The organism is Methylobacterium sp. 1030 (assembly GCF_040544715.1).
Taxonomy (GTDB): domain Bacteria; phylum Pseudomonadota; class Alphaproteobacteria; order Rhizobiales; family Beijerinckiaceae; genus Methylobacterium.
The window spans coordinates 161,115-182,523 of sequence record NZ_JBEPKM010000016.1 but is presented as its reverse complement, the minus strand read 5'-3'; the positions used below and the strand labels follow the sequence as shown (position 1 = coordinate 182,523).

The window sequence follows — 21,409 nt, the reverse complement described above, 5'->3', positions numbered from 1 at the left end:
TCGTGCCGGTGGCCATGGAGGAGAAGCTGCGCTTCGCCATCCGCGAGGGCGGCCGCACCGTCGGCGCCGGCGTCGTCGCCGCCATCAACGACTGAGCTCGAGCAAGCATCCTTAGCAGGGCGCGGCGGGGTGAAGGCCTCGCGTACCCCGCCGTCCCTCTCAAGGTTCCAGGATCATGAACGGTCAGAACATCCGCATTCGCCTCAAGGCGTTCGATCACCGCATCCTCGATGCGTCGACCAAGGAGATTGTCTCCACGGCCAAGCGTACGGGCGCGACCATCCGCGGCCCGATCCCGCTCCCGACGCACATCGCCAAGTTCACCGTGAACCGCTCGCCCCACATCGACAAGAAGTCGCGCGAGCAGTTCGAGATGCGCACGCACAAGCGGGTGCTCGATATCGTCGATCCGACGCCTCAGACCGTGGACGCGCTGATGAAGCTCGACCTCGCCGCTGGCGTGGACGTGGAGATCAAGCTCTGAGTCCGCTGAGGACTTAGAGCTTACCGTTTCATCGCGCGAGGGAGAGAACCTATGCGCTCAGGCGTCATCGCACAGAAGGTCGGCATGACCCGCGTCTTCACGGACGCGGGGGAGCATGTCCCCGTCACCGTGCTCAAGATCGATCAGTGCCAGGTGGTTGCCCACCGCACCGTCGAGAAGAACGGCTACGTTGCGCTGCAGGTCGGCGTCGGCAAGGCCAAGGTCAAGAACGTCTCGGCCGCCGAGCGGGGTCGCTTCGCGGTCGCCAAGGTCGAGCCGAAGAAGAAGCTCGCCGAGTTCCGCGTGTCCGAGGACGCGCTGATCCCGGTCGGCGCCGAGATCACCGCGGACCACTTCATCCCCGGCCAGTTCGTGGATGTCACCGGCACCACGACCGGTAAGGGCTTCGCCGGCGGTATCAAGCGCTGGAACTTCGGCGGCCTGCGCGCCACCCACGGCGTGTCGATCTCGCACCGCTCGATCGGTTCGACCGGCGGCCGCCAGGACCCGGGCAAGACCTTCAAGAACAAGAAGATGCCGGGTCACCTCGGCGTCGAGCGGGTCACCACCCAGAACCTGCGCGTCGTGCGCACCGATCCCGAGCGCGGCCTGATCTTGGTCGAGGGCGCGGTCCCGGGCGTCGCCGGCGGCTGGATCCAGATCCGCGACGCGGTGAAGCGCAAGCTCCCCGCCGACGTTCCGCTGCCGGGCAAGTTCCGCGAGAACGGCGCCTCCGCCCCGGCGACCGAGGCCCCTGCGGCTGAGGAGACCGCGTGATGAAGCTCGATATCAAAACCCTCGACGGTGCCGGCGCCGGCTCGGTCGAGCTGAACGAAGAGATCTTCGGCCTGGAGCCGCGCGCCGACCTGCTGCAACGCATGGTCCGCTGGCAGCTCGCCAAGCGGCGCGCCGGTACCCACGCCGTGCAGAACCGCTCGGACGTGAACCGGACCCGCAAGAAGCTCTACAAGCAGAAGGGCACCGGTAACGCCCGCCACGGCGCGGCCTCGGCGCCGCAGTTCCGCGGCGGCGGGCGCGCCTTCGGCCCCGTGCCGCGCGACCACAGCCACGACCTGCCCAAGAAGGTCCGCGCGCTGGCGTTGCGCCACGCCCTGTCGGCCAAGGCCAAGGCCTCGACCCTGATCGTCGTCGACGACATCAAGATCGAGGATCACAAGACCAAGGGTCTCATCGAGCGCTTCGGCAAGATGGGCCTCTCGAACGCGCTGATCATCGGCGGTGCCGAGGTCGACGTGAATTTCGGCCGGGCCGCCCGCGCCATCCCGCAGATCGACGTGCTGCCCGTGCAGGGCATCAACGTCTACGACATCCTGCGCCGCGACACGCTCGTCCTGACGAAGGCTGCCGTCGACGCGCTGGAGGAGCGTTTCAAATGAGTGCCGATCCGCGCCACTACGACATCGTCGTCTCCCCGGTCATCACCGAGAAGGCGACCAACCTGACCGAGCAGAACAAGGTCGTCTTCCGCGTCGCCCCCAAGGCGACGAAGCCTCAGATCAAGGAGGCCGTCGAGAAGCTGTTCGACGTGAAGGTCACGGCCGTGAACACCCTTGTCACCAAGGGTAAGAAGAAGATTTTCCGCGGTCTCCGCGGACAGCGCTCCGACGTGAAGAAGGCGATCGTGACCCTGGCCGAGGGCCACTCGATCGACGTCACGACCGGGCTCTGAGGACGGGATTTAGGGATCCAAGCCGATGGCCTTGAAGACATTCAAACCGGTCACGCCGAGCCTGCGCCAGCTCGTGCTCGTCGACCGCCGTGAGCTCTACAAGGGCAAGCCGGTGAAGGCGCTGACGGAGGGCAAGTCGTCCTCCGGCGGCCGCAACAATCTCGGCCGCATCACCGTCCGCTTCCGCGGCGGCGGCCACAAGCGCGTGCTGCGCAACGTCGATTTCAAGCGTCGCGAGCAGCTCGGCGTCGCCGCCACGGTGGAGCGGATCGAGTACGATCCGAACCGCACGGCGTTCATCGCGCTGATCAACTTCCCCGACGGGAAGCAGAGCTACATCCTGGCCCCGCAGCGCCTGCAGCCGGGCGACAAGGTGGTGGCCGGCGAGAGCGTCGACATCAAGCCGGGCAACGCCGCTCCGGTCGGCTCGATGCCGGTAGGCACGATCGTCCACAATGTCGAGCTGAAGATCGGCAAGGGCGGCGCGATCGCCCGCTCGGCCGGCAACTACGCGCAGATCGTCGGCCGCGACCAGGGCTACGTGACGCTCCGCCTGAACTCGGGCGAGCAGCGCCTGGTCCACGGCCAGTGCTTCGCCAGCGTCGGCGCGGTCTCGAACCCGGACCACATGAACATTTCGCTCGGCAAGGCCGGGCGCAACCGTTGGCTCGGCAAGCGCCCGCACAACCGCGGTGTGGCGATGAACCCGGTCGACCATCCGCACGGCGGCGGCGAGGGTCGCACCTCGGGCGGCCGCAACCCGGTCACGCCCTGGGGTGTGCCCACCAAGGGGAAGAAGACCCGGTCCAACAAGCGGACCGACGTGTTCATCCTGTCCAGCCGCCACAACCGCAAGAAGTAATCGCTATGGCACGCTCTCTCTGGAAGGGGCCGTTCGTCGACGGCTACCTCTTCAAGAAGGCCGAGGCGGCGCGGGGCTCCTCGCGCTCCGAGGTCATCAAGATCTGGAGCCGCCGCTCCACGATCCTCCCGCAGTTCGTCGGGCTCACCTTCGGTGTGCACAACGGGCAGAAGCACATCCCGGTCTACGTCACCGAGGAGATGGTCGGGCACAAGTTCGGCGAGTTCTCGCCGACCCGCACCTTCCCGGGCCACGCGGCCGACAAGAAGGCGAAGAGGCGCTGAGATGGGCAAGCAAGCCACCCCCCGCGCGCTCCCCGAGAACGAGGCGAAGGCCGTCGCGCGCATGCTGCGCGTCAGCCCGCAGAAGCTCAACCTCGTGGCGCAGATGATCCGCGGCAAGAAGGTCGACACGGCGCTCGCCGAGTTGCAGTTCTCGCGCAAGCGGATCTCGACCGAGGTCAAGAAGTGCCTCGAGAGCGCCATCGCCAACGCCGAGAACAACCACGACCTGGACGTCGACGACCTCGTCGTGTCCCAGGCCTTCGTGGGCAAGGCGCTGGTTCTCAAGCGTTTCCACGCTCGCGCCCGCGGCCGCGGCGCGCGCATCCTGAAGCCCTTCTCGAACCTCACCATCGTGGTTCGCGAAGTCCGCCAAGCCGAAGCGGCTTGAGGAGGATCTGATGGGTCAGAAAGTCAACCCGATCGGTCTCCGGCTCGGCATCAACCGGACCTGGGATTCCCGCTGGTTCGCCAACAAGGGCGACTACGCGAAGCTCATGCACGAGGACGTCGCGATCCGCGCCGCCCTCATGAAGCAGCTCAAGCAGGCGGCGGTCTCCAAGATCGTCATCGAGCGCCCGCACCGGAAGTGCCGGGTCACCATCCACTCGGGTCGTCCGGGCGTGGTGATCGGCAAGAAGGGCGCGGACATCGAGAAGCTGCGCAAGCTCGTCGGCACGATGACGAAGGCCGACGTGACCATCAACATCGTCGAGGTGCGCAAGCCCGAGATCGACGCCACCCTGGTGGCCGACTCGATCGCCCAGCAGCTCGAGCGCCGCGTCGCCTTCCGGCGTGCCATGAAGCGGGCCGTGCAGTCGGCCATGCGTCTGGGCGCCGAGGGCATCCGGATCAACTGCTCGGGCCGTCTCGGCGGCGCCGAGATCGCCCGCCAGGAATGGTACCGCGAGGGCCGCGTCCCGCTGCACACGCTGCGCGCCGATGTCGACTACGGGACCGCTACGGCGTTCACGACCTACGGCACCTGCGGCATCAAGGTGTGGGTGTTCAAGGGCGAGATCCTCGAGCACGACCCGATGGCCCAGGACAAGAAGGCCCAGGAAGAGGGCGGCCGCTCCGGCGGACGCCGTGAGCGCGATGGCGAGGGCGGCCGCGAGCGCGGACGCCGCGAGCGCGAGCACGCGTAAGGTAGGAAGCCATGCTGCAACCGAAAAAGACCCGCTTCCGCAAGCAGTTCAAGGGCCGCATCCACGGTGCGGCCAAGGGCGGCTTCGAGCTGAACTTCGGCCAGTTCGGCCTGAAGGCGGTGGAGCCCGAGCGCGTCACCGCCCGCCAGATCGAGGCGGCCCGCCGCGCGATCACCCGCGAGATGAAGCGCCAGGGCCGCGTCTGGATCCGGGTGTTCCCGGACGTCCCGGTCTCGTCGAAGCCGACCGAGGTCCGTATGGGCTCCGGTAAGGGCGCCCCGGATTACTGGGCGGCCCGGGTTCATCCCGGCCGGATCATGTTCGAGGTCGACGGCGTTGCCGAGAACATCGCCAAGGAGGCGCTCCGCCTCGGCGCCGCGAAGCTCCCGATCCGCACGCGGGTCGTCCAGCGCATCGCCGACTGAACGGAGGATATCGTGAAGTCGACCCAGAGACTGTCTGATCTGAAGGCGCTGTCGCCGGATCAGCTGAATGACGAGCTGATCAACCTCAAGAAGGAGCAGTTCAACCTGCGCTTCCAGGGGGCCACCGGCCAGCTCGAGAACGTCGCCCGCGTCCGCGAGGTCCGTCGCGACATCGCCCGTGTCCGGACTCTGCAGCGTTCCAAGACGCTGCAGCAGGCCAAGGGCTGAGGCGGGTTTTAGGAGACAACCATGCCGAAGCGCATCCTGCAGGGCACCGTCGTCAGCGACAAGGGTGAGAAGACCATCGTGGTGAAGGTGGAGCGCCGCTTCACGCACCCGGTGATGAAGAAGACCGTGCGGCGGTCGAAGAACTACCACGCGCACGACGAGGGCAACGTCGCCAAGGTCGGGCAGACGGTGTTCATCGAGGAGTGCCGTCCGTTCTCCAAGACCAAGACCTGGAAGCTGGTCGAGGGCGAGGCCGCCCAGGCCGAGGCCGGCGAGGCCGCCTGATCCCGGGATCCCGGCGGCTGCGGTCTCCGCGTCCGCCAGATCCCGGCCCGCGGCGTCGCGGGATGGTGCCTCCTTTGGGGTGACCATCCCGGGGATGCCCGGCGACCGGTACGACGAACGCCCGGACGCAATTCGACTCGCGAGAGCCGGATTCGTGCCGGGCGTCGTCGTTTTCGGCGGCATGTCTGGCGGTTGGGTCCTGGTCGCCGGCGGGCCGAGCCTGCTGCGGGACCGCGGGAGGCGTCGCCATTGCGGCTGGCGGTCGTCCCGTCCCGGCGCGTTGTGTCGGCGTTCGTACGGGTCCTCGCGGGCGATTACCGGATTGGATTGCTGTCGCGGGGCATCCGGGGCTCGAGCCGGGATTTCGTGACTTGCGTCCAGCAAAACGGCGTTCCGGCCTTGCTGGCTGAGAACAAAACGGGTACATAAAGGCGGTGGCGACGCGCGTTGTGAACTGCGTCCAACCCCTTCATAAGGAGCCCGCCAGATGGCCCAGCCCGCATTGAAAGTGGTCGACATGCCCCCGGTGGACAAGGACAAGTCCAAGGCCATTGACGCTGCCCTGGCTCAGATCGAGCGCGCCTTCGGCAAGGGCTCGATCATGCGGCTCGGCAAGAACGACAAGGTCCAGGAGGTCGAGACCGTCTCGACCGGCTCGCTGGGCCTCGACATCGCGCTCGGCGTCGGCGGCCTGCCGCGCGGCCGGGTGATCGAGATCTACGGTCCGGAATCGTCCGGCAAGACGACGCTGGCGCTCCACACGATCGCGGAGGCCCAGAAGAAGGGCGGCGTCTGCGCCTTCGTGGATGCCGAGCACGCCCTCGACCCGGTCTACGCCCGCAAGCTCGGCGTGAACCTCGACGACCTGCTGATCTCCCAGCCCGACACGGGTGAGCAGGCGCTCGAGATCACCGACACGCTGGTGCGCTCGGGCGCCATCGACGTGCTGGTGGTCGATTCGGTGGCCGCGCTGACCCCGCGGGCCGAGATCGAGGGCGAGATGGGCGAGAGCCAGCCGGGCCTCCAGGCCCGCCTGATGAGCCAGGCCCTGCGCAAGCTGACCGGCTCGATCTCGCGCTCGAACTGCATGGTCATCTTCATCAACCAGATCCGGATGAAGATCGGCGTCATGTACGGCAGCCCCGAGACGACCACGGGCGGCAACGCCCTCAAGTTCTACGCCTCGGTTCGCCTCGACATCCGCCGCATCTCGACCCTGAAGGACCGCGACGAGGCGATCGGCAACCAGGTCCGCGTCAAGGTGGTGAAGAACAAGGTCGCGCCGCCCTTCAAGCAGGTCGAGTTCGACATCATGTTCGGCGAGGGCGTGTCGAAGGTCGGCGAGCTGATCGACCTCGGCGTGAAGGCCGGCATCGTCGAGAAGTCCGGCGCCTGGTTCTCGTACAACAGCCAGCGCCTCGGCCAGGGTCGCGAGAACTCGAAGGGCTTCCTGCGCGACAACCCGAAGATCGCCGCCGAGATCGAGGGCTCGATCCGGCAGAATTCCGGTCTGGTCGCCGAGAAGATCCTTGAGAACGCCGCGCCGACGGCGGACGATCTCGACGAGGGCGAGGCCTAGGCCGCGCCGCCGCGGGCCGGCGACGGCGCGCGGCGGACTTGGCGACGTTCGAAGATGCGCGGCCCCGGAGTCTCTCCGGGGCCGCTCTTCGTTGAGCGACGGTGAGCGGAAGCGAGGGGCCGGTCAGTCCGCCATCGTCTTCTTCACGGTCTCGACGAGCTGCTTCAGGCTGAAGGGCTTGGGCAGGAAGTTGAAGGTCTCGCCCTCGGGCAGGTTCTTGCGGAACGCGTCCTCGGCGTAGCCGGACACGAAGATCACCTTCAGGTCGGGCTGATGCTTGCGCACCTCCCGCAGGAGCGTCGGGCCGTCCATCTCGGGCATGACCACGTCGGAGACGACGAGATCGATGGTCTGCGCGCCCTCGCGGACGATCGCCAGGGCCTCGAGGCCCGAGGCCGCCTCCAGCACCGTGTAGCCGCGGGCCGAGAGCGCCCGGCTGTTGACCGCCCGCACCGGGTCCTCGTCCTCGACGAGCAGGATGGTCCCCTGCCCCGTATGATCGGCGGCGGGCTTGCGCGGCGCCGGCTTGTCGACCTTGGCGGGCGGCGTCTTCCCGTTCGGCACAGCGGCGTCGCCGCCCGCGGCCGGCGCGGTGACCGGCTTGGCGTCCGACCCGGAATCGGGATGGGCGGTGGTGGAAGCCGGCGCGAGCGGCTCCGCGCGCGGAAGTGCCGGCTCGGCGGCCGCGACCGGCACCTCCTCGGGCTCCGCCACGGGCACGTGACGCGGCAGGTAGATGCGGAAGGCCGTGCCCTCCCCGACCTTCGACTGCACGTCGATGGTGCCGCCGGACTGCTTGACGATGCCGAACACCGTCGAGAGCCCGAGGCCGGTGCCCTTGCCGATCTCCTTGGTGGTGAAAAACGGCTCGAAGATCTTCTCCATCAGCTCGGGCGGGATGCCCTGGCCGGTGTCGCGCACCTCGATCAGCACGTGGTCGCCCGCCGGCGCCCCACCGCGCCCCTCCGCCCCGGCGGCCGCCCCCGGATCGGAGACGTTCTCGGTGCGGATCATCAGCTTGCCGCCCTCCGGCATGGCGTCGCGGGCGTTGACCGCCAGATTGACGATCACCTGCTCGAACTGGTTGACGTCGGCCTTCACGGGCCAGACCTCGCGGCCGTGCTTCAGCTCCAGCGCGACGCGCTCGCCGAGCAGCCGCTTGAGGAGGAGGGTCAGCTCGGAGAGCGCCTCCCCGACATTCATCACCTCCGGGCGCAGCGTCTGCCGGCGGGAGAACGCCAGGAGCTGGCGGACGAGGCCCGCCGCCCGGTTGGCGTTCTGCTTGATCTGCATGATGTCCTGGAAGGCCGGGTCGGTCGGCCGGTGGCTCGCGAGCAGCAGGTCCGAGTAGCCGATGATCGCCTGCAGGACGTTGTTGAAGTCGTGCGCGATGCCGCCGGCGAGCTGGCCGACCGCGTTCATTTTCTGGGCCTGGGCGACCTGCTGCTCCAGCTGGCGCTGCGCCGTCGTGTCGAGGGCGTAGAGGATCACCCGCTCGGCCTCGTCGGTCTGCTGGCCGGCATCGCCGCCGTCGGCCGGGCTGAGCCAGACCCGGGCCGAGCGGCCGCCGGGCCCGTTGAGCTGGACCTCGATGGGCTCCGGATCCGTCCGCCCGCTCGCGGCGCGGGCGAGCCCGGCCTCCAGGGCGGTCCGGTCGGCCACCGAGTCGGCGACGTTGGGCTCGACCCGCGGGACACCCTCCCCGTCCGGGGCGCCGTCGTCGGCCTGCCGCGGGACCGTGCCGAACAGGCGCGTGAACGAGGCGTTGGCGCGGGCGATCCGGCCGCCGCTGTCGAGGGTCGCGATGGCGATCGGCGAGTTGTTGAGGAAGCGGGCGAGCCGGACCTCGGCGGCGCGCTGCGGCTCGTCGGTCTCGGCCCCGGCGGAGCGGTTGATCACGAAGGTCCGCGACGAGCCGGGCTTGCCGTCCTTGCCGAAGGCGACCCGGTGGTAGAGCCGGACCGGCAGGGTGTGACCGTTGCGGCGGCGCAGGTCGAGGTCGAAGCGGTCGGTGCGGACCTCGCCCGGCAGGCCGGCCGTGCGCACCAGCACGTCCGCCTCCGGGGCGATCTCGGTGAGGTGCGGGCCGCCGGGGCCGACGCTGGCGAGGTCGTAGCCGAGCCAGGCCGCCAGGGTCGCGTTCATGTAGACGATGGCGCCCGCCGGATCGATCGACAGGAAGCCCGCCGGGGCGTGGTCGAGGTAGTCGATGGCGTGCTGGAGCTCCTGGAAGACGTTCTCCTGCCGCTCCCGCTCGGCAGTGATGTCGGCCACCGTCCAGAGGGAGGCCGACCGGCGCGGGCGCGCGAGGGGCCGCACCGAGACCCGGTACCAGCCGAAGCCGCGCTCGCCGGCCGTGGGGCCGAGGGGCGGCGACATCCGCACCTCCTCGGTGTGGGCCCGGGCGTCGCGTGAGGCCTGCGACAGGCGGTAGACCGCCTCGGAGACCTCCGGCGAGCCGACGAGGATGCGCTCCACCGGCACGAGGTTGGAGAAGGTGTCGCCGCTGGCGATCCGGAGATAGGCCTCGTTGGCGTAGATCAGCCGGCCGCCGTCCTCGACGACCAGCTGGCCGTCCGGCGAGGCGTCGACGATGCCCTTGGTGATGTCGTCCCGGGCGGCGCTGCCGCTGAGCTGGAGCGCCCCGATGGCGAGGGCGAACAGGAAGAACACGCCCGCCATGGCCAGCAGGGCCAGCAGCCAGACGATCAGCGACTGGGCCTGCTCGTTGGCCACGAAGGACAGGCCGATGGCCGCGCCGACCAGCAGGCCGGCGAGCACGAGGAGCAGGCCGACCCGGCCCGGCTGTTCCGAGCGGTCGATCGAGCCCGTTCCCAGCAGGGACGAGGCCTGCGCGACCGGGGGACCCGAATTCTGCGGGCCCGCGGCGGGCGCCGGAGGTCCAGTGACGTCGGCCATCGGCTTCATTCCAGAACAGTCACCCGGTTAGTCCGCCGGCCATATCAGGACATGCGGGGCGCGGCATCAGTCTCGTCGCGCCAAGCCTTGACACAGCCTCGCGAAAAAAGGTGGAGGAAGCGTGGCTTTCGCCCCACCGGGCGTTCGGCGAGACGGCGCGGCGCGCGGATCGCGCGGGGCTACGCCGCCCGTCTCCGCAGGCGCAGCACGAACCCGATGACCTCCGCCACCGCGCGGTAGTGCTCGGCCGGGATCTCCCGGTCGATCTCCACGGTGGCGTGGAGCGCCCGGGCGAGCGGCGGGTTCTCGATCACCGCGACCCCGTGCTCGGCCGCCACCGCGCGGATGCGCAGGGCGAGCGCGTCGACGCCCTTGGCCACGCAGACCGGCGCGGCCATGCCGGTCTCGTAGCGCAGTGCCACCGCGTAGTGGGTGGGGTTCGTCACCACGACGGTGGCGGTGGGGACCGCGGCCATCATGCGCTTCTTCACCCGGGCCATCCGGAGCTGCTTCAGGCGACCCTTCACCTCGGGATTGCCCTCCGACTCCTTCATCTCCTGCTTCAGCTCCTCCTTCGACATCCGGTGGCGCTTGCGCCAGCGGAACCGCGCGTAGAGCGCGTCGCCGAGGGTGATCGCGAGGTGCATGCACAGCATGCCGGCGAGCAGCTTCAGGCTGAGGGACAGGATCGCCGGCATGGAGGCGGCCGGGTCCAGCTGGGCGAACACTTCCAGCCGGTCGCGGTCGTTCCACAGCATCACCGCGCCGACCACGCCCACGGCGGCGATCTTCGCCAGCCCCTTGCCGAACTGGAACAGGGCCTCGACGCCGAGGAGGCGCTTCACGCCCGCCATCGGCGAGAGGCGCGAGAATTTCGGCATCAGCGTCTCGGCGGAGAAGACCAGCGGGTGCTGCAGGAGCCCCGCGGCCAGCCCGGCCACGACCGCCAGCCCGACCGGCACCGCCACCGCCTGGAGCCACAGCCACAGGCCGCGCGTCATGGCCGCCTTCATGGCCGTGGCGTCGTCCGGCAGGGTATGGGCGTTGGCGAGGTAGGCCTTGAGCCCGTGCAGCAGGTTCGTGGCGATGGTCGGGGCCGCGACCAGCAGCGCCAGGGTGAACGCGGCCAGTATCGCGAAGGTGTTGATCTCGGTGCTGGTCGCGACGTCGCCGCGCTCGATCGCCTGATCGAGCCGTCGTTGGGACGGCTCCTCGGTCTTGTCCTCGTCGTCGGTATCGTCGGCCATCGCGCGTCGGGCTCAGAGCGTGGGCATCGTCGGGGCACGGGCGGTCCGGCCGCTCAGCGGCCGACGTAATCCCCGAGATACCGGCCCAGGTCGTCCAGGAAGACGCCCATCATGACGCCGAGGCAGCCCATCAGCAGCAGCATGCCGATCAGCACCGAGGCCGGGACCGCCAGGAAGAACACCTGCATCTGAGGCATCAGCCGCGACAGCACGCCGAGACCCAGGTTGAACAGGATCCCGAAGGCGATGAACGGGCCGGCGATCTGCACCGCCAGGGTGAAGCCCCGGGCCAGCGCCTTCGTGGCCAGCATCAGCGCGTCCGAGAAGGACGGCACGCCGTCGGGGGGCAGCACCACGTAGCTGCGGGCCACGCCCTCGATGGCGAGATGGTGCAGGTCCGCGGCGAAGATCAGCGTGATCCCGAGCAACGACAGGAAGTTGCCGATCGCCACCTGCTGGCCGCCCTGGCTCGGATCCACCGTCATCGCGTAGGACAGCCCGACCTGCGCCGAGATGATCACCCCGGCGGTCTGAAGGGCGGCGAGGATCATCCGCACCGTGAGGCCGAGCACCAGCCCGATGATCGTCTCGCCGAACAGGAGCCCGATCAGCCGCGGGCCGGCCACGCCCTCCGTGCCGCCGAGCAGCGGACGCACGGTCGGGAACAGCACCAGGGACGTGAGCAGCGCGAAGGCGAGGCGCAGGCGCGGCGACACCGTCTGCTCGCCGATCCCCGGCATCAGCATGATCAGCGTGCCGATGCGCGCGAAGGTGATCAGGTAGGCCGAGGCGATGCCGGGCAGGAGCAGGTTCATCGCGGCCCCTATGGCACGCGGGGGCCGGGCCTGTCCCGGCCGGCGGGCGCATCAGCCGCCGGCCGCGATGCGGGCGGCGATGCGGGTCATGTAGCCGGCCATGGCGTCGCCCATGAAGGGCAGCATCAGCAGGAGCGCGGCGAACACCGCCACGACCTTGGGCACGTAGATCAGCGTCTGCTCCTGGATCTGCGTCAGGGCCTGGACCAGGGACACGGCGAGGCCGACCGCGAGCGCGACCAGCATCAGGGGCCCGGCCACCTTGAGGAAAACGAAGATGCCGTCGCGGGCGATGTCGAGGATGGCGAGGCCGGTCATGGGGGTGCGATCTGTGCGGGGGGAGCGGGCGGCGAAACGGTCGGCCGGTCAGATCTGCATCCGCATGATCTCCTCGTAGGCGGAGATCATGCGGTCGCGCACCGCCACCATGGTCTGCAGGGCGGTCTCGCTCTCGGCGACCGCGGTGACCACGTCCACGACGTTGGCCTTGCCGGCGGCCGCGGAGACGGCCTGGGAATCGGCCCGACGGCCGGCATCGCCGACGCTGTCCAGGGTCTGCCCGAGCATCTGCATGAAATCGGTGCCGGTGCCGGTCGTCGGCTGCACCCGGGGGGCGGGCCGGCCGCCGGCGAGGCCCTGGACGGCCGCGTAGGCACCCGCCGCGAAGTTGCTCGAAGCCATCGCCATGCGTCCTTGCTAAGCGGTCCTGCCGCGGGCTTCGGGGGTCACTTCAGGATGCCGAGGGTCTGCGCCAGCATCTTGCGGGTGGCGCTGATCATGTTGAGGTTCGCCTCGTAGGAGCGCTGGGCCTCCCGCAGGTCCATGTTCTCGATCAGCGCGTTGACGTTGGGCATCTGCACCACGCCCTGGGCGTCGGCCGCGGGGTTGCCGGGCTCGTACTTGGTCCGGAAGGCCGACGGGTCGCGCCTGACGCGCCCCGCCTCGACGAGCTTGGCACCGGTCTCGTCGTCGAGGTGGCTGGTGAAGGTCGGGATCTTGCGGCGGTAGGGCTGTGCCCCGGCGGAGGCCGGCGCGGAATCGGCGTTGGCGATGTTCTCGGCGATGATGCGCATCCGGCCCGACTGGGCCTTGAGGCCCGCGGCCGCCACCGCCAGCGACTTCGTGAATTCCATGACTCAGGACCCTCCCGCTGCCGCGACCCCGCGGCCGTCGGCGCTCCACATTCGGCCGTCGCGCGTCAGCTCTTGCCGATCGCGATCTTCAGGGTGGTCAGGCTGTGCTGATACAGCGAGGCGGCGAGCTGGTAGTCCGCCTGGTTCTCGCCGGCCTTCATCATCTCGTCCTCGAGGTTGACGCCGTTGCCGCTGGGCCGGACCTCGAAGCCCTTGGCGCGCTTGGAGTCGGCTCCGACCGTCTGGCCGGGCGGTGCCATGTGGCCCGCGCTCGTGAGTGTCAGGCCGGAGCCGCTGGTGGCGAGGGCGCCGGTCGCCCGGTCGAAGCGCGGCTCCACGAGGTCGCGGGGCTTGAACCCCGGCATGTCGGCGTTGGCGACGTTCTCGGCGATCACGCCCTGGCGCGCCTGCGCCCATTGCATCCGCGTGCGCAGCATGCTCAGCACGGGCAGATCGGTGAGGGCCATGGTCGCCTCCGGGATGGCGTGGCCGCGCCGGGACGAGCGGGCTCGGCAAAATCTGCCGCCTGCATGGTTAACGGCGCGTTAAGCCCGATCTCCGGGGCGGCCGGTGCCCGCGTCAGCTCGCGCCGCGGGGGAGTGAACCCCCGGTTCGGCCGGGCCGGCGGCGCAGTCCCGACCTATTGTCTTGCGCGCGCTCAATTAAAAGGTCTGTTAACGAACTCTTAACGTCGTTTGCCTTGCCGCCCCTCCGGCGTGGTATGGATCAAGTCCGTGCCGGCGCGCACCCGCGGCGGTCGGAACGTGCGAGTGCGTAATCTTGCGATGGCTGCAATCCGTGTTCGGCTCTGACGGCTCCCCCATCGTCCAGTATATCGTGATCTTCGCCGTCATCTTCACGGCGCTCGCGGCGATCGTGTTCACGGTGCGCCGGCTCACCGGCCGGAGCCTCGCCCTGCCGGGGCGGTCCGGGAGCCGCGGGCGCCAGCCGCGCCTCGGAATCGTCGACGTGTACGAACTCGACCGGGCCCGGCAGCTCATCCTGCTGCGCCGGGACAATGTCGAGCACCTGCTCCTCGTGGGCGGCCCCAACGACGTGGTGGTCGAGCGCAACATCCAGCGCGGCCAGCGGCCCCTGCCGGAGGCGGCGATCCGGCCGGAGCTGGCGCCGGAGCCGCTGGACGAGCCGCTCCCGGACCCCCTCGTCCAGGGCGGCCGCCTGCCCGAGCCGCCCCGCGGTCTGCCGGAATCCGGCGGCCGGCGCGCGGAACCGCTGTTCGATCCGGGCTTCGCGATGCCGGTGGTGGTGCCGTCGCCGGTGCCGCGCTCGGCCTCCGCTCCGCCCGTGACGCTGCCCCTCGATCCCGGGCTGTTCGGCGGCGACGAGCCCGGCCAGGACGTCACCGCACCTCTGAGTGCCGCGCCGCCCGCGCCTCAACCCCCGGCGCCGCCCGCGCCCGAGCCGGTGGTGCCGCCGCCGATGGTGTCGCCGCCGATCGCGCCGCCGGCGGTGGAGCCGCCCGCGCCCCCGCCGCGCGAGCCGGTCGCCCCGCGGCGGATCCTGAGCCGGACCGCGCCGCCGCTGATCGAGCCGCGGCCCAACCCGGCCTCCGAGCGCAAGCCCGAGCCGGCACCGGCGGAGCCGGAGACCGCCCGTCTGGCCCCGAGCCTCGCGGTGCCCTCCGAGCGCAAGTCGGTCGATCCGGTGGTCCTGTCCGACATGGCCCGGCAGCTCCAGGCCGCCCTGTCGCGCTCGTCCTCGGCCGTGACGCCGCCGCCGCAGCCCGCGCCCGCCCCGCCGGCGCCCGAGGGCGTCGATCCGCTGGCCGCCGCGATGGCGAGCGTCCCGGTCGAGCCGGTGCCCGCCCCCGCCCCGGTCGACGAGCCGGAGGCCCCGCCGCCCCCACCTCCACCTCCGCCTCCGGCCAAACCCGTGCCGCCGCCGGCGATGCCCAAGGTCGAACCCCCTCCGCCCGTGCCGGCCCCGCCGCCGCCGCCGTCCGCGCCCACGCCCGACGCGAAGGGATCCGGCAACCCGTTCTCGGTGGAGGAGATCGAGGCCGAGTTCGCCCGCCTCCTCGGTCGCCCGCTCGACAAGCGGAGCTGAGGGGCTCCGCCCCCGCCGAGCGGGCGCGTCGGGACCGCGTCCTCGATCGCGAGAACCGCGATTTACCGGCGGTTAACCATCTTCCGGGACGTTCCGGCCCGGAGGATGTCGCTATGCTCGCGCTGGATGCTGGAACGGCTCACCGGAGCCGCGCTTACAGGGCCTTCCGGCTCGACCGGGCCGGCCGCGTCCGCGCGGCCGAGATCCTGTCGGCCGAGGACGACACGCAGGCGCGCCGCCGCGCCCGGGCGATGGTCGGGCGCGACGCGATCGAGCTGTGGGAGCGGACGCGCTTCCTCGGGCGCTTCGAGCCCACCGTCACGGCGGCTCAGGATCGCGCCGGCCGCTGAGGCCGGCGGCGCCCGCCCGTCCCGTCAGCGGCCGGCAGTCTCCGGCATGGCCAGCACGGCGAGGAAGCTGAGGATCGCGGCCCCCGCCAGGTAGAACCCGACGAAGCCGATGCCGCCGTAGGCCGCGAGCTGCTGCGCGATGTAGGGCGCCCCCGAGGCCCCTAGGATCCCCGCGAGGTTGTAGGTCACCGAGGCGCCCGTGTAGCGCACCCGCGTCGGGAACAGCTCGGGCAGGACGGCGCCCATCGGTCCGAACACCCACCCCATCGTCAGGAGGCTGAGGCACAGGAAGCCGAGGACCGGCGGCCAGGTGCCGGTGCCGGCGGCGTGGCCCAGCATCGGCCCCATGAGGAAGCCCAGCAGGAACGTCACGGCCATGCCGGAGAGCAGCACAGGCCGGCGGCCGAAGCGGTCGGCCGCGGCCCCCGACACGACGGTGCCGAGCGCCATGAAGCAGACCGCGATGCACTCGAACAGCAGGAAGGTCGGCCGGCTGTAGCCGAGGGTGCCGGTGCCGTAGCCCAGGGCGAAGACGGTGGAGAGATAGAAGACCGCGTACACCGCCACCATCGCGAAGGTGCCGACCAGGACGGCGTGGCCGTGCTGGGTCAGCATGGTGGCGAAGGGCACGCGCTCCGGCCGCGCCTGGCTGAGCGCCGCCTTGAAGGCCGGCGTCTCGGTGAGCTTCAGGCGCACGTAGAGCCCGACGCCGACGAGCGCCGCCGAGGCCAGGAACGGCAGGCGCCAGCCCCAGGCCTGGAAGCTCTCGGGCGTCAGGCCGAAGCTGAGGGCGAGGAAGCCGAGATTGGCCAAGACGAAGCCGACCGGCGCCCCGAGTTGCGGGAAGATGCCGTACCACGCGCGCCGGCCCGGCGGCGCGTTCTCGACCGCCAGCAGCGCCGCGCCGCCCCACTCGCCGCCGAACCCGATCCCCTGCCCGCAGCGCAGGATGCACAGCGCCGCCGGCGCCCACCAGCCGACCGACGCGTAGGTCGGCAGGCAGCCGATCAGCACCGTGGAGATGCCCATGATCAGCAGCGACGCCACCAGCGTCGCCTTGCGGCCGACCCGGTCGCCGAAATGCCCGAACAGGGCCGCGCCGACGGGCCGCGCGATGAACGCGATGGCGAAGGTCGCGAAGGCGCTGAGCTGCTGCACGCCGGGCGCGCCGGCGGGGAAGAAGACCGGGCCGATCACCAGGGCGGTGGCGGTGGCGTAGATGTAGAAGTCGAAGAACTCGATCGCCGTCCCGACGAAGCTCGCGGCGAGGATCCGCCGAGCACTCGGGGGGGCGCTCGGGGTCGCCTGCGAGGGGTCTGCGGTGTTGCCCGCGGGGTCGATGGTCTGCAGCATGATCGGGATGGGGGGTCCGGGTCGGTCGCGGCGCTTTCGCACGGGCCGCCGGGGGCCGATACCCCGCTCCGGACATGGGCATCCGCCCTGGACGCGGAGGTCGCTGTGCGGTGCACCGACGGCGGCCTTGCGTTCCCCTGTCCCCTTCGCCAAGCTGAACGGCCATATTCCGCGACGGTCGCCGGCCGCGGCGCCGTCCCTATCACTTGAGTATTGCGATGAGAGTCACTGTCGAGCGCGCGGCCCTGCTCAGGTCGCTCGGCCACGTGCACCGGGTCGTCGAGCGCCGCAACACGATCCCGATCCTGTCGAACGTGCTCCTGCGCGCGGAAGGGTCGGGTCTCCAGCTCCGGGCGACGGATCTCGACATCGAGGTGACCGAGAGCGTGCCGGCGGACGTGGCGGATGCGGGCGCCACGACCGTGCCGGCGCACGTGATCTACGACATCGTGCGCAAGCTCCCCGACGGCGCGCAGGTCTCCCTGGAGACCGGCGGCGAGTCCGGCCAGATGACGATCCGGTCCGGACGCTCGCGCTTCGCCCTGGGCGCCCTGCCGGAGGGCGACTTCCCGGACCTCGCCGCCGGCGAGATGCCGCACGGCTTCGAGATCGCCGCCGCCGACCTGAAGCGGCTGATCGAGAAGACCCAGTTCGCGATCTCCACCGAGGAGACCCGTTACTACCTGAACGGCATCTACCTGCACACGCTGGAGACCGAGAACGGCCCGGCGATGCGGGCGGTGGCAACGGACGGCCACCGGCTCGCCCGCGTCGAGATCCCGGCCCCGCAGGGCAGCGTCGGCATGCCGGGCGTGATCGTGCCCCGCAAGGCGGTCGCCGAGATCCAGAAGCTCCTCGACGACGGCGGCGAGACCGTCGCGGTCGACCTGTCGCCCGCGAAGATCCGCCTGCGCTTCGCCGGCGGCCTGACGCTGATCTCCAAGCTGATCGACGGCACCTTCCCGGATTACCAGCGGGTGATCCCGGCCAACAACGACAAGCGGCTGACCGTCGAGCGCGACGCCTTCGCGAAGGCCGTGGACCGGGTCTCGACGATCTCGTCGGAGCGCGGGCGCGCGGTGAAGCTCGGGCTCGCCGAAGGGCGCCTCGCGCTCTCGGTGAACAACCCGGATTCCGGTAGTGCCACCGAGGAACTCGACGTCGACTACGAGGCGGCCGGCCTCGATATCGGCTTCAACGCCCGCTACCTCCTCGACATCACCGCGCAGCTCGAGGGCGACACCGCCCTGTTCAAGCTCGCGGATCCCGGCTCGCCGACCCTGATCCAGGACCGCGAGGGCGCGCCGGCGCTGTACGTGCTGATGCCGATGCGGGTGTGAGGCGGCCGCGCGGATCCCGGTCCCGCCCTCGTCCCGAGGTGCCGGAGCGCAGCGGGGGCCGCGCGGGAGGTCCCCGGACGGCGATGTGGTTTCTGGAGCCCGCCCGCGCGGCCCGCTGACGCGGGCGCCTCGGGGCGAGGTGGTTGGATGGGATGTCAGACAGCAAGGGACGGTTGAGCGCGGCGCGTCTCGGCCCCTCGGTTCACCCCTCGGTTCACCGATGAGCGACATCCGCGATCCGCGGGACGAGCTCGACGGGTCGAGCCTGCGCGTCACCCGCCTGATCGCCCGCGATTTCCGCAACCACGCGGACCTCGAACTGACGCCCGAGGCCCGCTTCGTCGCGCTGGTCGGGGAGAACGGCGCGGGCAAGACCAACCTGCTCGAGGCGCTCTCGCTGTTCGTACCGGGCCGGGGCCTGCGCCGGGCGGAGTTCGCCGCCATGGCGCGCAGCGGCGGCCCGGGGGGATTCGCGGTCTCGCTCACCCTCGACCGCGACGGCGCCGAGCACCGGCTCGGCACCGGGCTCGAGCCGCCGGGTCCCGACGGGCGCGCGAGCCGGCTGTGCCGGATCGACGGCGCCACCGCGGCCTCGCCGGTGGCGTTCAGCGAGTTCCTGCGGGTCGTCTGGCTGACCCCCGACCTCGACGGCCTGTTCCGCGGGGCGGCCGGAGACCGGCGACGGTTCCTCGACCGTCTCGTGCTGGCGGTCGACGCCGCCCACGGCGCCCGGGTCTCCGCGCTGGAGCGGGCCCTGCGCTCGCGCAACCGCCTGCTGGAGGAGCGGCCCGACGACGACCGCTGGCTCGACGCGGTGGAGCGGGAGGTCGCGGAGCTCGGCGTCGCCGTGGCGCTCGCCCGGCGCGAGACCGCCGAGCGCCTCGACCGGCTGATCGCCGAGACCCGGGACGACGCGCAGCCCTTCCCCTGGGCGGCCATCCGCCTCGAGGGCGACCTCGACGATCTGGTCGCGGTCTGGCCGGCCCTCGAGGCCGAGGACCGCTACCGCATGGCGCTCCGCAACGGCCGCAACCGGGACCGGGCCGCCGGCCGCACGCTGATCGGGCCGCAGAGCAGCGACCTCGTGGTCCGCCACGGCCCGAAGGACGTGCCGGCCGGGACGGCGTCCACGGGCGAGCAGAAGGCGCTGCTCATCGGCCTCGTCCTCGCCCACGCGCGGCTGGTGCGGGCCATGAGCGGCATCGCCCCGCTGATCCTCCTGGACGAGGTGGCGGCCCACCTCGATCCCCGCCGCCGGGCCGGCCTGTTCGAGGCCCTCGAGGCCCTGCCGGGGCAGGTCTGGATGACCGGCGCCGACCCGGACGCCTTCGCGCAGGCCGGCACCCGGACGCAGGTCCTGCGGGTCGGCGGCTGATCGGCCTCAGGCCGCCCGGACCGACCCGAGGAAGCGGGAGACCTCGGCGCCCAGATGCTCGGACTGGCGCGACAGCTCGCCGGCCGCCCCCAGAACCTGGGCTGCCGCGGCGCCGGTCTCTTCCGAGGCCCGCGCCACGCCGGCGATGTTGCTCGTCACCTCGTCGGTGCCGGCCGCCGCCTGCGAGACGTTGCGGACGATCTCCTGCGTGGCCGCGCCCTGCTCCTCGACCGCTGCCGCGATGGTGGCGGCGACCGCGTCGATCTCGCGGATCCGGGCGGCGATCGTGTCGATGGCCGAGACCGCCTGGCCGGTCACACCCTGGATCTGGCCGATCTGCTGGCTGATCTCCTCGGTGGCCCGGGCGGTCTGGCCGGCGAGCTCCTTGACCTCGGCGGCGACGACCGCGAATCCGCGGCCGGCCTCGCCGGCCCGGGCCGCCTCGATCGTGGCGTTCAGCGCCAGCAGGTTGGTCTGCCCGGCGATGTTCGCGATGAGCCCGACCATGTCGCCGATGCGCGTCGCCGCCTGGCTGAGCGCCTGAACGAGGTGCTGGGTCTCGTCCGCCTCGCCGACCGCCGCCTGCGCGAGGTTGGCCGAGCCGAGGACCTGCCGGCCGATCTCCTGCACGGAGGTGCCCAGCTCCTCGGCGGCGGCCGCCACGGTCTGGACGTTGGCGGAGGCCTGCTCGGCGGCGGCCGCCACCGTGGTGGACTGGCTGGCCGTCTCGGTCGCGCTCGACGTCATGGTCTGCGCCGTGGCCTGCAACTCGGTGGCCGAGGACGAGACCATCCCGACGATGTTCCCCACGGCCCGCTCGAACCCGTCCGCGAGTTCCACCATGGTCCGCCTGCGCGCGGCCGCTGCCGCCTCGTCGGCGCGGCGCTTCATCTCGGCTTCCTCGGCGGCCTTTCGGGCGACCATGACCTTGATGCCCTCGACGGCCTTGCCGACGGCGCCCACCTCGTCCCTTCGGGCGGCCTCGGTGATCTCGGCCTCGACCTCGCCCTGCGCCATCCGCTGCAGGACCTTGACCAGCCGGTCGAGCGGCCGCGTGATCCCGACCGTGGCGATGAACACCGCCGCCAGCAGCCCCGCCAGCATGCCGAGACCGCTGACGATCATCAGCGTCCGGCGGGTCTCGTTGGTCTGATCGGTCAGGTCGCCCGAGCCCCTCTGCATGTACGCATCGATGTCCTCGGCCATCCGGTTGCCGTCGGTCAGCAAGCCGGAGAACGTCGGATCGATCGCCGTGTGGATCAGCGCGATGGCTTGCTCGTTCTGATTGGCAGTGCCCAGCCGGCGGACCTCGCTCACGTCCCTGAGATAGCGCTCGATCCGCGCGGCCTGCTCATCGATGCGCGCGGCGAAGGTCGGCGCGTGCGATCGGAGGCTCGGAAGGAGCGCCCTCACCGCGGGCAGCGCGGCCTCGAAGCCCCTGTTGGCGGCCTGCATCTGGCCCTGATCGGTCTCCGCGATGATCCGGTAGACCCAGTAATTCAACTCGATCACCAGGCGGTTCAGCCTGCGTGCCTCCGCCACCGCCGTCGCCTCGCGGGCGAGGAACTCGCTGTAGCGGTCGTCGATGACCGTCATCCGCGCCTGAGCGTACCAGATACATCCGCCGACAATCACGCTTATCAGTGCGATAACGGCAGCAATCTTTGGAAGTATATTGATATTGGATAAGCGTATCACTGTCCTGAAATCCCTTCACTCGATCGATGATCGGCCTCATGATCTCATGGGATTCACTTTGGTTGTCGAGGACGATAAAGCGTTGGAAGCGCGATTGTGTCAATGAGAAATATCATTTTGCGGTTTAATT

At 70.7% G+C, this 21,409-nt stretch carries 26 protein-coding genes; 17 read left to right on the top strand and 9 right to left on the bottom strand.

Annotated elements, in window-relative coordinates; translation table 11 throughout:
• From ABIC30_RS23060 to recA, 13 genes are all read left to right on the top strand, one after another.
• Positions 1-95 (top strand): EF-Tu C-terminal domain-related protein (locus ABIC30_RS23060; RefSeq protein ID WP_454102806.1); only part of this gene is annotated, 95 nt, incomplete at its 5' end.
• Positions 96-175: 80 nt separating this feature from the next.
• Positions 176-484 carry a 30S ribosomal protein S10 gene (gene rpsJ, locus ABIC30_RS23055; RefSeq protein WP_007569268.1) on the top strand — a complete coding sequence of 103 codons (309 nt, stop codon included), beginning with the start codon at positions 176-178 and terminating at the stop codon, positions 482-484.
• 51 nt (positions 485-535) lie between these two features.
• Positions 536-1,261: a 50S ribosomal protein L3 gene (rplC, locus tag ABIC30_RS23050; protein ID WP_020094259.1), complete on the top strand. Its 726-nt coding sequence runs from the start codon at positions 536-538 to the stop codon at positions 1,259-1,261.
• Positions 1,261-1,881 (top strand): 50S ribosomal protein L4, encoded by a 621-nt coding sequence (gene rplD, locus ABIC30_RS23045; RefSeq protein WP_020094258.1) that lies wholly within the window; start codon positions 1,261-1,263, stop codon positions 1,879-1,881. Before rplC ends, rplD begins: the two co-directional genes overlap by 1 nt.
• Positions 1,878-2,174, top strand: a complete 297-nt coding sequence (locus ABIC30_RS23040; protein WP_020094257.1) for a 50S ribosomal protein L23 — start codon at positions 1,878-1,880, stop codon at positions 2,172-2,174. The genes rplD and ABIC30_RS23040 overlap by 4 nt, the downstream gene beginning before the upstream one ends.
• A gap of 25 nt (positions 2,175-2,199) precedes the next feature.
• Entirely contained in the window at positions 2,200-3,036 is an 837-nt protein-coding gene (rplB, locus tag ABIC30_RS23035; RefSeq protein ID WP_020094256.1) for a 50S ribosomal protein L2, read from the top strand.
• Between the two features lie 5 nt (positions 3,037-3,041).
• The gene (gene rpsS, locus ABIC30_RS23030) at positions 3,042-3,320 is read left to right on the top strand and encodes a 30S ribosomal protein S19 (RefSeq protein ID WP_012319190.1); all 279 of its coding nucleotides are present in this window, start codon (positions 3,042-3,044) and stop codon (positions 3,318-3,320) included.
• 1 nt (position 3,321) lies between these two features.
• On the top strand, positions 3,322-3,708 hold the full coding sequence (gene rplV / locus ABIC30_RS23025; RefSeq protein ID WP_012319191.1) for a 50S ribosomal protein L22: 387 nt from the start codon (positions 3,322-3,324) through the stop codon (positions 3,706-3,708).
• A gap of 10 nt (positions 3,709-3,718) precedes the next feature.
• Entirely contained in the window at positions 3,719-4,465 is a 747-nt protein-coding gene (gene rpsC / locus ABIC30_RS23020; protein ID WP_012319192.1) for a 30S ribosomal protein S3, read from the top strand.
• 11 nt (positions 4,466-4,476) lie between these two features.
• The gene (rplP, locus tag ABIC30_RS23015; protein WP_012319193.1) at positions 4,477-4,890 is read left to right on the top strand and encodes a 50S ribosomal protein L16; all 414 of its coding nucleotides are present in this window, start codon (positions 4,477-4,479) and stop codon (positions 4,888-4,890) included.
• 12 nt (positions 4,891-4,902) lie between these two features.
• Positions 4,903-5,118, top strand: a complete 216-nt coding sequence (gene rpmC / locus ABIC30_RS23010) for a 50S ribosomal protein L29 (protein WP_020094255.1) — start codon at positions 4,903-4,905, stop codon at positions 5,116-5,118.
• 21 nt (positions 5,119-5,139) lie between these two features.
• On the top strand, positions 5,140-5,403 hold the full coding sequence (rpsQ, locus tag ABIC30_RS23005) for a 30S ribosomal protein S17 (RefSeq protein WP_020094254.1): 264 nt from the start codon (positions 5,140-5,142) through the stop codon (positions 5,401-5,403).
• A gap of 517 nt (positions 5,404-5,920) precedes the next feature.
• Positions 5,921-6,982 carry a recombinase RecA gene (recA, locus tag ABIC30_RS23000; protein WP_376738928.1) on the top strand — a complete coding sequence of 354 codons (1,062 nt, stop codon included), beginning with the start codon at positions 5,921-5,923 and terminating at the stop codon, positions 6,980-6,982.
• A gap of 123 nt (positions 6,983-7,105) precedes the next feature.
• On the opposite strand, the gene ABIC30_RS22995 is transcribed toward recA, so the two are convergent.
• The 7 genes from ABIC30_RS22995 to flgB all read right to left on the bottom strand — a co-directional run bounded on the left by ABIC30_RS22995 (position 7,106) and on the right by flgB (position 13,563).
• A complete protein-coding gene (locus tag ABIC30_RS22995) occupies positions 7,106-9,901 on the bottom strand; it encodes a hybrid sensor histidine kinase/response regulator (RefSeq protein WP_081636496.1) in 2,796 nt (931 codons plus the stop codon).
• A gap of 179 nt (positions 9,902-10,080) precedes the next feature.
• On the bottom strand, positions 10,081-11,148 hold the full coding sequence (gene flhB / locus ABIC30_RS22990; protein WP_020094251.1) for a flagellar biosynthesis protein FlhB: 1,068 nt from the start codon (positions 11,146-11,148) through the stop codon (positions 10,081-10,083).
• Positions 11,149-11,201: 53 nt separating this feature from the next.
• Positions 11,202-11,963, bottom strand: a complete 762-nt coding sequence (gene fliR, locus ABIC30_RS22985; RefSeq protein ID WP_042675345.1) for a flagellar biosynthetic protein FliR — start codon at positions 11,961-11,963, stop codon at positions 11,202-11,204.
• A 51-nt stretch (positions 11,964-12,014) separates the two neighbouring features.
• Positions 12,015-12,281 carry a flagellar biosynthesis protein FliQ gene (gene fliQ / locus ABIC30_RS22980; protein ID WP_012319200.1) on the bottom strand — a complete coding sequence of 89 codons (267 nt, stop codon included), beginning with the start codon at positions 12,279-12,281 and terminating at the stop codon, positions 12,015-12,017.
• Positions 12,282-12,329: 48 nt separating this feature from the next.
• Entirely contained in the window at positions 12,330-12,644 is a 315-nt protein-coding gene (fliE, locus tag ABIC30_RS22975) for a flagellar hook-basal body complex protein FliE (protein ID WP_012319201.1), read from the bottom strand.
• A 44-nt stretch (positions 12,645-12,688) separates the two neighbouring features.
• Positions 12,689-13,096, bottom strand: a complete 408-nt coding sequence (gene flgC, locus ABIC30_RS22970; RefSeq protein WP_020094248.1) for a flagellar basal body rod protein FlgC — start codon at positions 13,094-13,096, stop codon at positions 12,689-12,691.
• A gap of 65 nt (positions 13,097-13,161) precedes the next feature.
• Complete coding sequence (gene flgB, locus ABIC30_RS22965) at positions 13,162-13,563, bottom strand: flagellar basal body rod protein FlgB (protein ID WP_056533882.1); 402 nt, start codon at positions 13,561-13,563, stop codon at positions 13,162-13,164.
• Positions 13,564-13,894: 331 nt separating this feature from the next.
• Here flgB and ABIC30_RS22960 point away from each other — a divergent pair, with 331 nt between their 5' ends.
• Together ABIC30_RS22960 and ABIC30_RS22955 are read left to right on the top strand one after the other, a co-directional pair.
• The gene (locus tag ABIC30_RS22960; RefSeq protein ID WP_354456117.1) at positions 13,895-15,163 is read left to right on the top strand and encodes a hypothetical protein; all 1,269 of its coding nucleotides are present in this window, start codon (positions 13,895-13,897) and stop codon (positions 15,161-15,163) included.
• Positions 15,164-15,276: 113 nt separating this feature from the next.
• Entirely contained in the window at positions 15,277-15,513 is a 237-nt protein-coding gene (locus tag ABIC30_RS22955; protein ID WP_331327307.1) for a hypothetical protein, read from the top strand.
• Positions 15,514-15,537: 24 nt separating this feature from the next.
• Here the strand turns inward: ABIC30_RS22955 and ABIC30_RS22950 are convergent, their stop codons facing one another.
• Positions 15,538-16,866, bottom strand: coding sequence for an MFS transporter (locus ABIC30_RS22950; protein WP_020094244.1), 1,329 nt, complete (start codon positions 16,864-16,866; stop codon positions 15,538-15,540).
• A gap of 218 nt (positions 16,867-17,084) precedes the next feature.
• Between ABIC30_RS22950 and dnaN the strand changes: the two genes are divergently transcribed.
• Together dnaN and recF are read left to right on the top strand one after the other, a co-directional pair.
• Positions 17,085-18,206 carry a DNA polymerase III subunit beta gene (dnaN, locus tag ABIC30_RS22945; RefSeq protein ID WP_012319207.1) on the top strand — a complete coding sequence of 374 codons (1,122 nt, stop codon included), beginning with the start codon at positions 17,085-17,087 and terminating at the stop codon, positions 18,204-18,206.
• A gap of 220 nt (positions 18,207-18,426) precedes the next feature.
• A complete protein-coding gene (gene recF / locus ABIC30_RS22940; RefSeq protein ID WP_091681201.1) occupies positions 18,427-19,581 on the top strand; it encodes a DNA replication/repair protein RecF in 1,155 nt (384 codons plus the stop codon).
• Positions 19,582-19,587: 6 nt separating this feature from the next.
• Here the strand turns inward: recF and ABIC30_RS22935 are convergent, their stop codons facing one another.
• A complete protein-coding gene (locus ABIC30_RS22935; RefSeq protein ID WP_419512249.1) occupies positions 19,588-21,177 on the bottom strand; it encodes a methyl-accepting chemotaxis protein in 1,590 nt (529 codons plus the stop codon).
• Positions 21,178-21,409 lie beyond the last annotated feature (232 nt).

Bases quoted from the DNA above. Each gene is read 5' to 3' on its own strand.
- rplV (WP_012319191.1), top strand. From the start codon at position 3,322: ATGGGCAAGCAAGCCACCCCCCGCGCGCTCCCCGAGAACGAGGCGAAG.
- rpsC (WP_012319192.1), top strand. From the start codon at position 3,719: ATGGGTCAGAAAGTCAACCCGATCGGTCTCCGGCTCGGCATCAACCGG.
- ABIC30_RS22935 (WP_419512249.1), bottom strand. From the start codon at position 21,177: ATGACGGTCATCGACGACCGCTACAGCGAGTTCCTCGCCCGCGAGGCG.
- rplB (WP_020094256.1), top strand. From the start codon at position 2,200: ATGGCCTTGAAGACATTCAAACCGGTCACGCCGAGCCTGCGCCAGCTC.
- fliQ (WP_012319200.1), bottom strand. From the start codon at position 12,281: ATGACCGGCCTCGCCATCCTCGACATCGCCCGCGACGGCATCTTCGTT.
- rpsQ (WP_020094254.1), top strand. From the start codon at position 5,140: ATGCCGAAGCGCATCCTGCAGGGCACCGTCGTCAGCGACAAGGGTGAG.
- dnaN (WP_012319207.1), top strand. From the start codon at position 17,085: ATGAGAGTCACTGTCGAGCGCGCGGCCCTGCTCAGGTCGCTCGGCCAC.
- ABIC30_RS22955 (WP_331327307.1), top strand. From the start codon at position 15,277: ATGCTCGCGCTGGATGCTGGAACGGCTCACCGGAGCCGCGCTTACAGG.
- fliR (WP_042675345.1), bottom strand. From the start codon at position 11,963: ATGAACCTGCTCCTGCCCGGCATCGCCTCGGCCTACCTGATCACCTTC.
- rplP (WP_012319193.1), top strand. From the start codon at position 4,477: ATGCTGCAACCGAAAAAGACCCGCTTCCGCAAGCAGTTCAAGGGCCGC.
- ABIC30_RS23040 (WP_020094257.1), top strand. From the start codon at position 1,878: ATGAGTGCCGATCCGCGCCACTACGACATCGTCGTCTCCCCGGTCATC.
- ABIC30_RS22950 (WP_020094244.1), bottom strand. From the start codon at position 16,866: ATGCTGCAGACCATCGACCCCGCGGGCAACACCGCAGACCCCTCGCAG.
- rpsJ (WP_007569268.1), top strand. From the start codon at position 176: ATGAACGGTCAGAACATCCGCATTCGCCTCAAGGCGTTCGATCACCGC.
- fliE (WP_012319201.1), bottom strand. From the start codon at position 12,644: ATGGCTTCGAGCAACTTCGCGGCGGGTGCCTACGCGGCCGTCCAGGGC.
- recF (WP_091681201.1), top strand. From the start codon at position 18,427: ATGAGCGACATCCGCGATCCGCGGGACGAGCTCGACGGGTCGAGCCTG.
- flgC (WP_020094248.1), bottom strand. From the start codon at position 13,096: ATGGAATTCACGAAGTCGCTGGCGGTGGCGGCCGCGGGCCTCAAGGCC.
- rplC (WP_020094259.1), top strand. From the start codon at position 536: ATGCGCTCAGGCGTCATCGCACAGAAGGTCGGCATGACCCGCGTCTTC.
- flgB (WP_056533882.1), bottom strand. From the start codon at position 13,563: ATGGCCCTCACCGATCTGCCCGTGCTGAGCATGCTGCGCACGCGGATG.
- rplD (WP_020094258.1), top strand. From the start codon at position 1,261: ATGAAGCTCGATATCAAAACCCTCGACGGTGCCGGCGCCGGCTCGGTC.
- rpsS (WP_012319190.1), top strand. From the start codon at position 3,042: ATGGCACGCTCTCTCTGGAAGGGGCCGTTCGTCGACGGCTACCTCTTC.
- ABIC30_RS22995 (WP_081636496.1), bottom strand. From the start codon at position 9,901: ATGGCCGACGTCACTGGACCTCCGGCGCCCGCCGCGGGCCCGCAGAAT.
- recA (WP_376738928.1), top strand. From the start codon at position 5,921: ATGCCCCCGGTGGACAAGGACAAGTCCAAGGCCATTGACGCTGCCCTG.
- flhB (WP_020094251.1), bottom strand. From the start codon at position 11,148: ATGGCCGACGATACCGACGACGAGGACAAGACCGAGGAGCCGTCCCAA.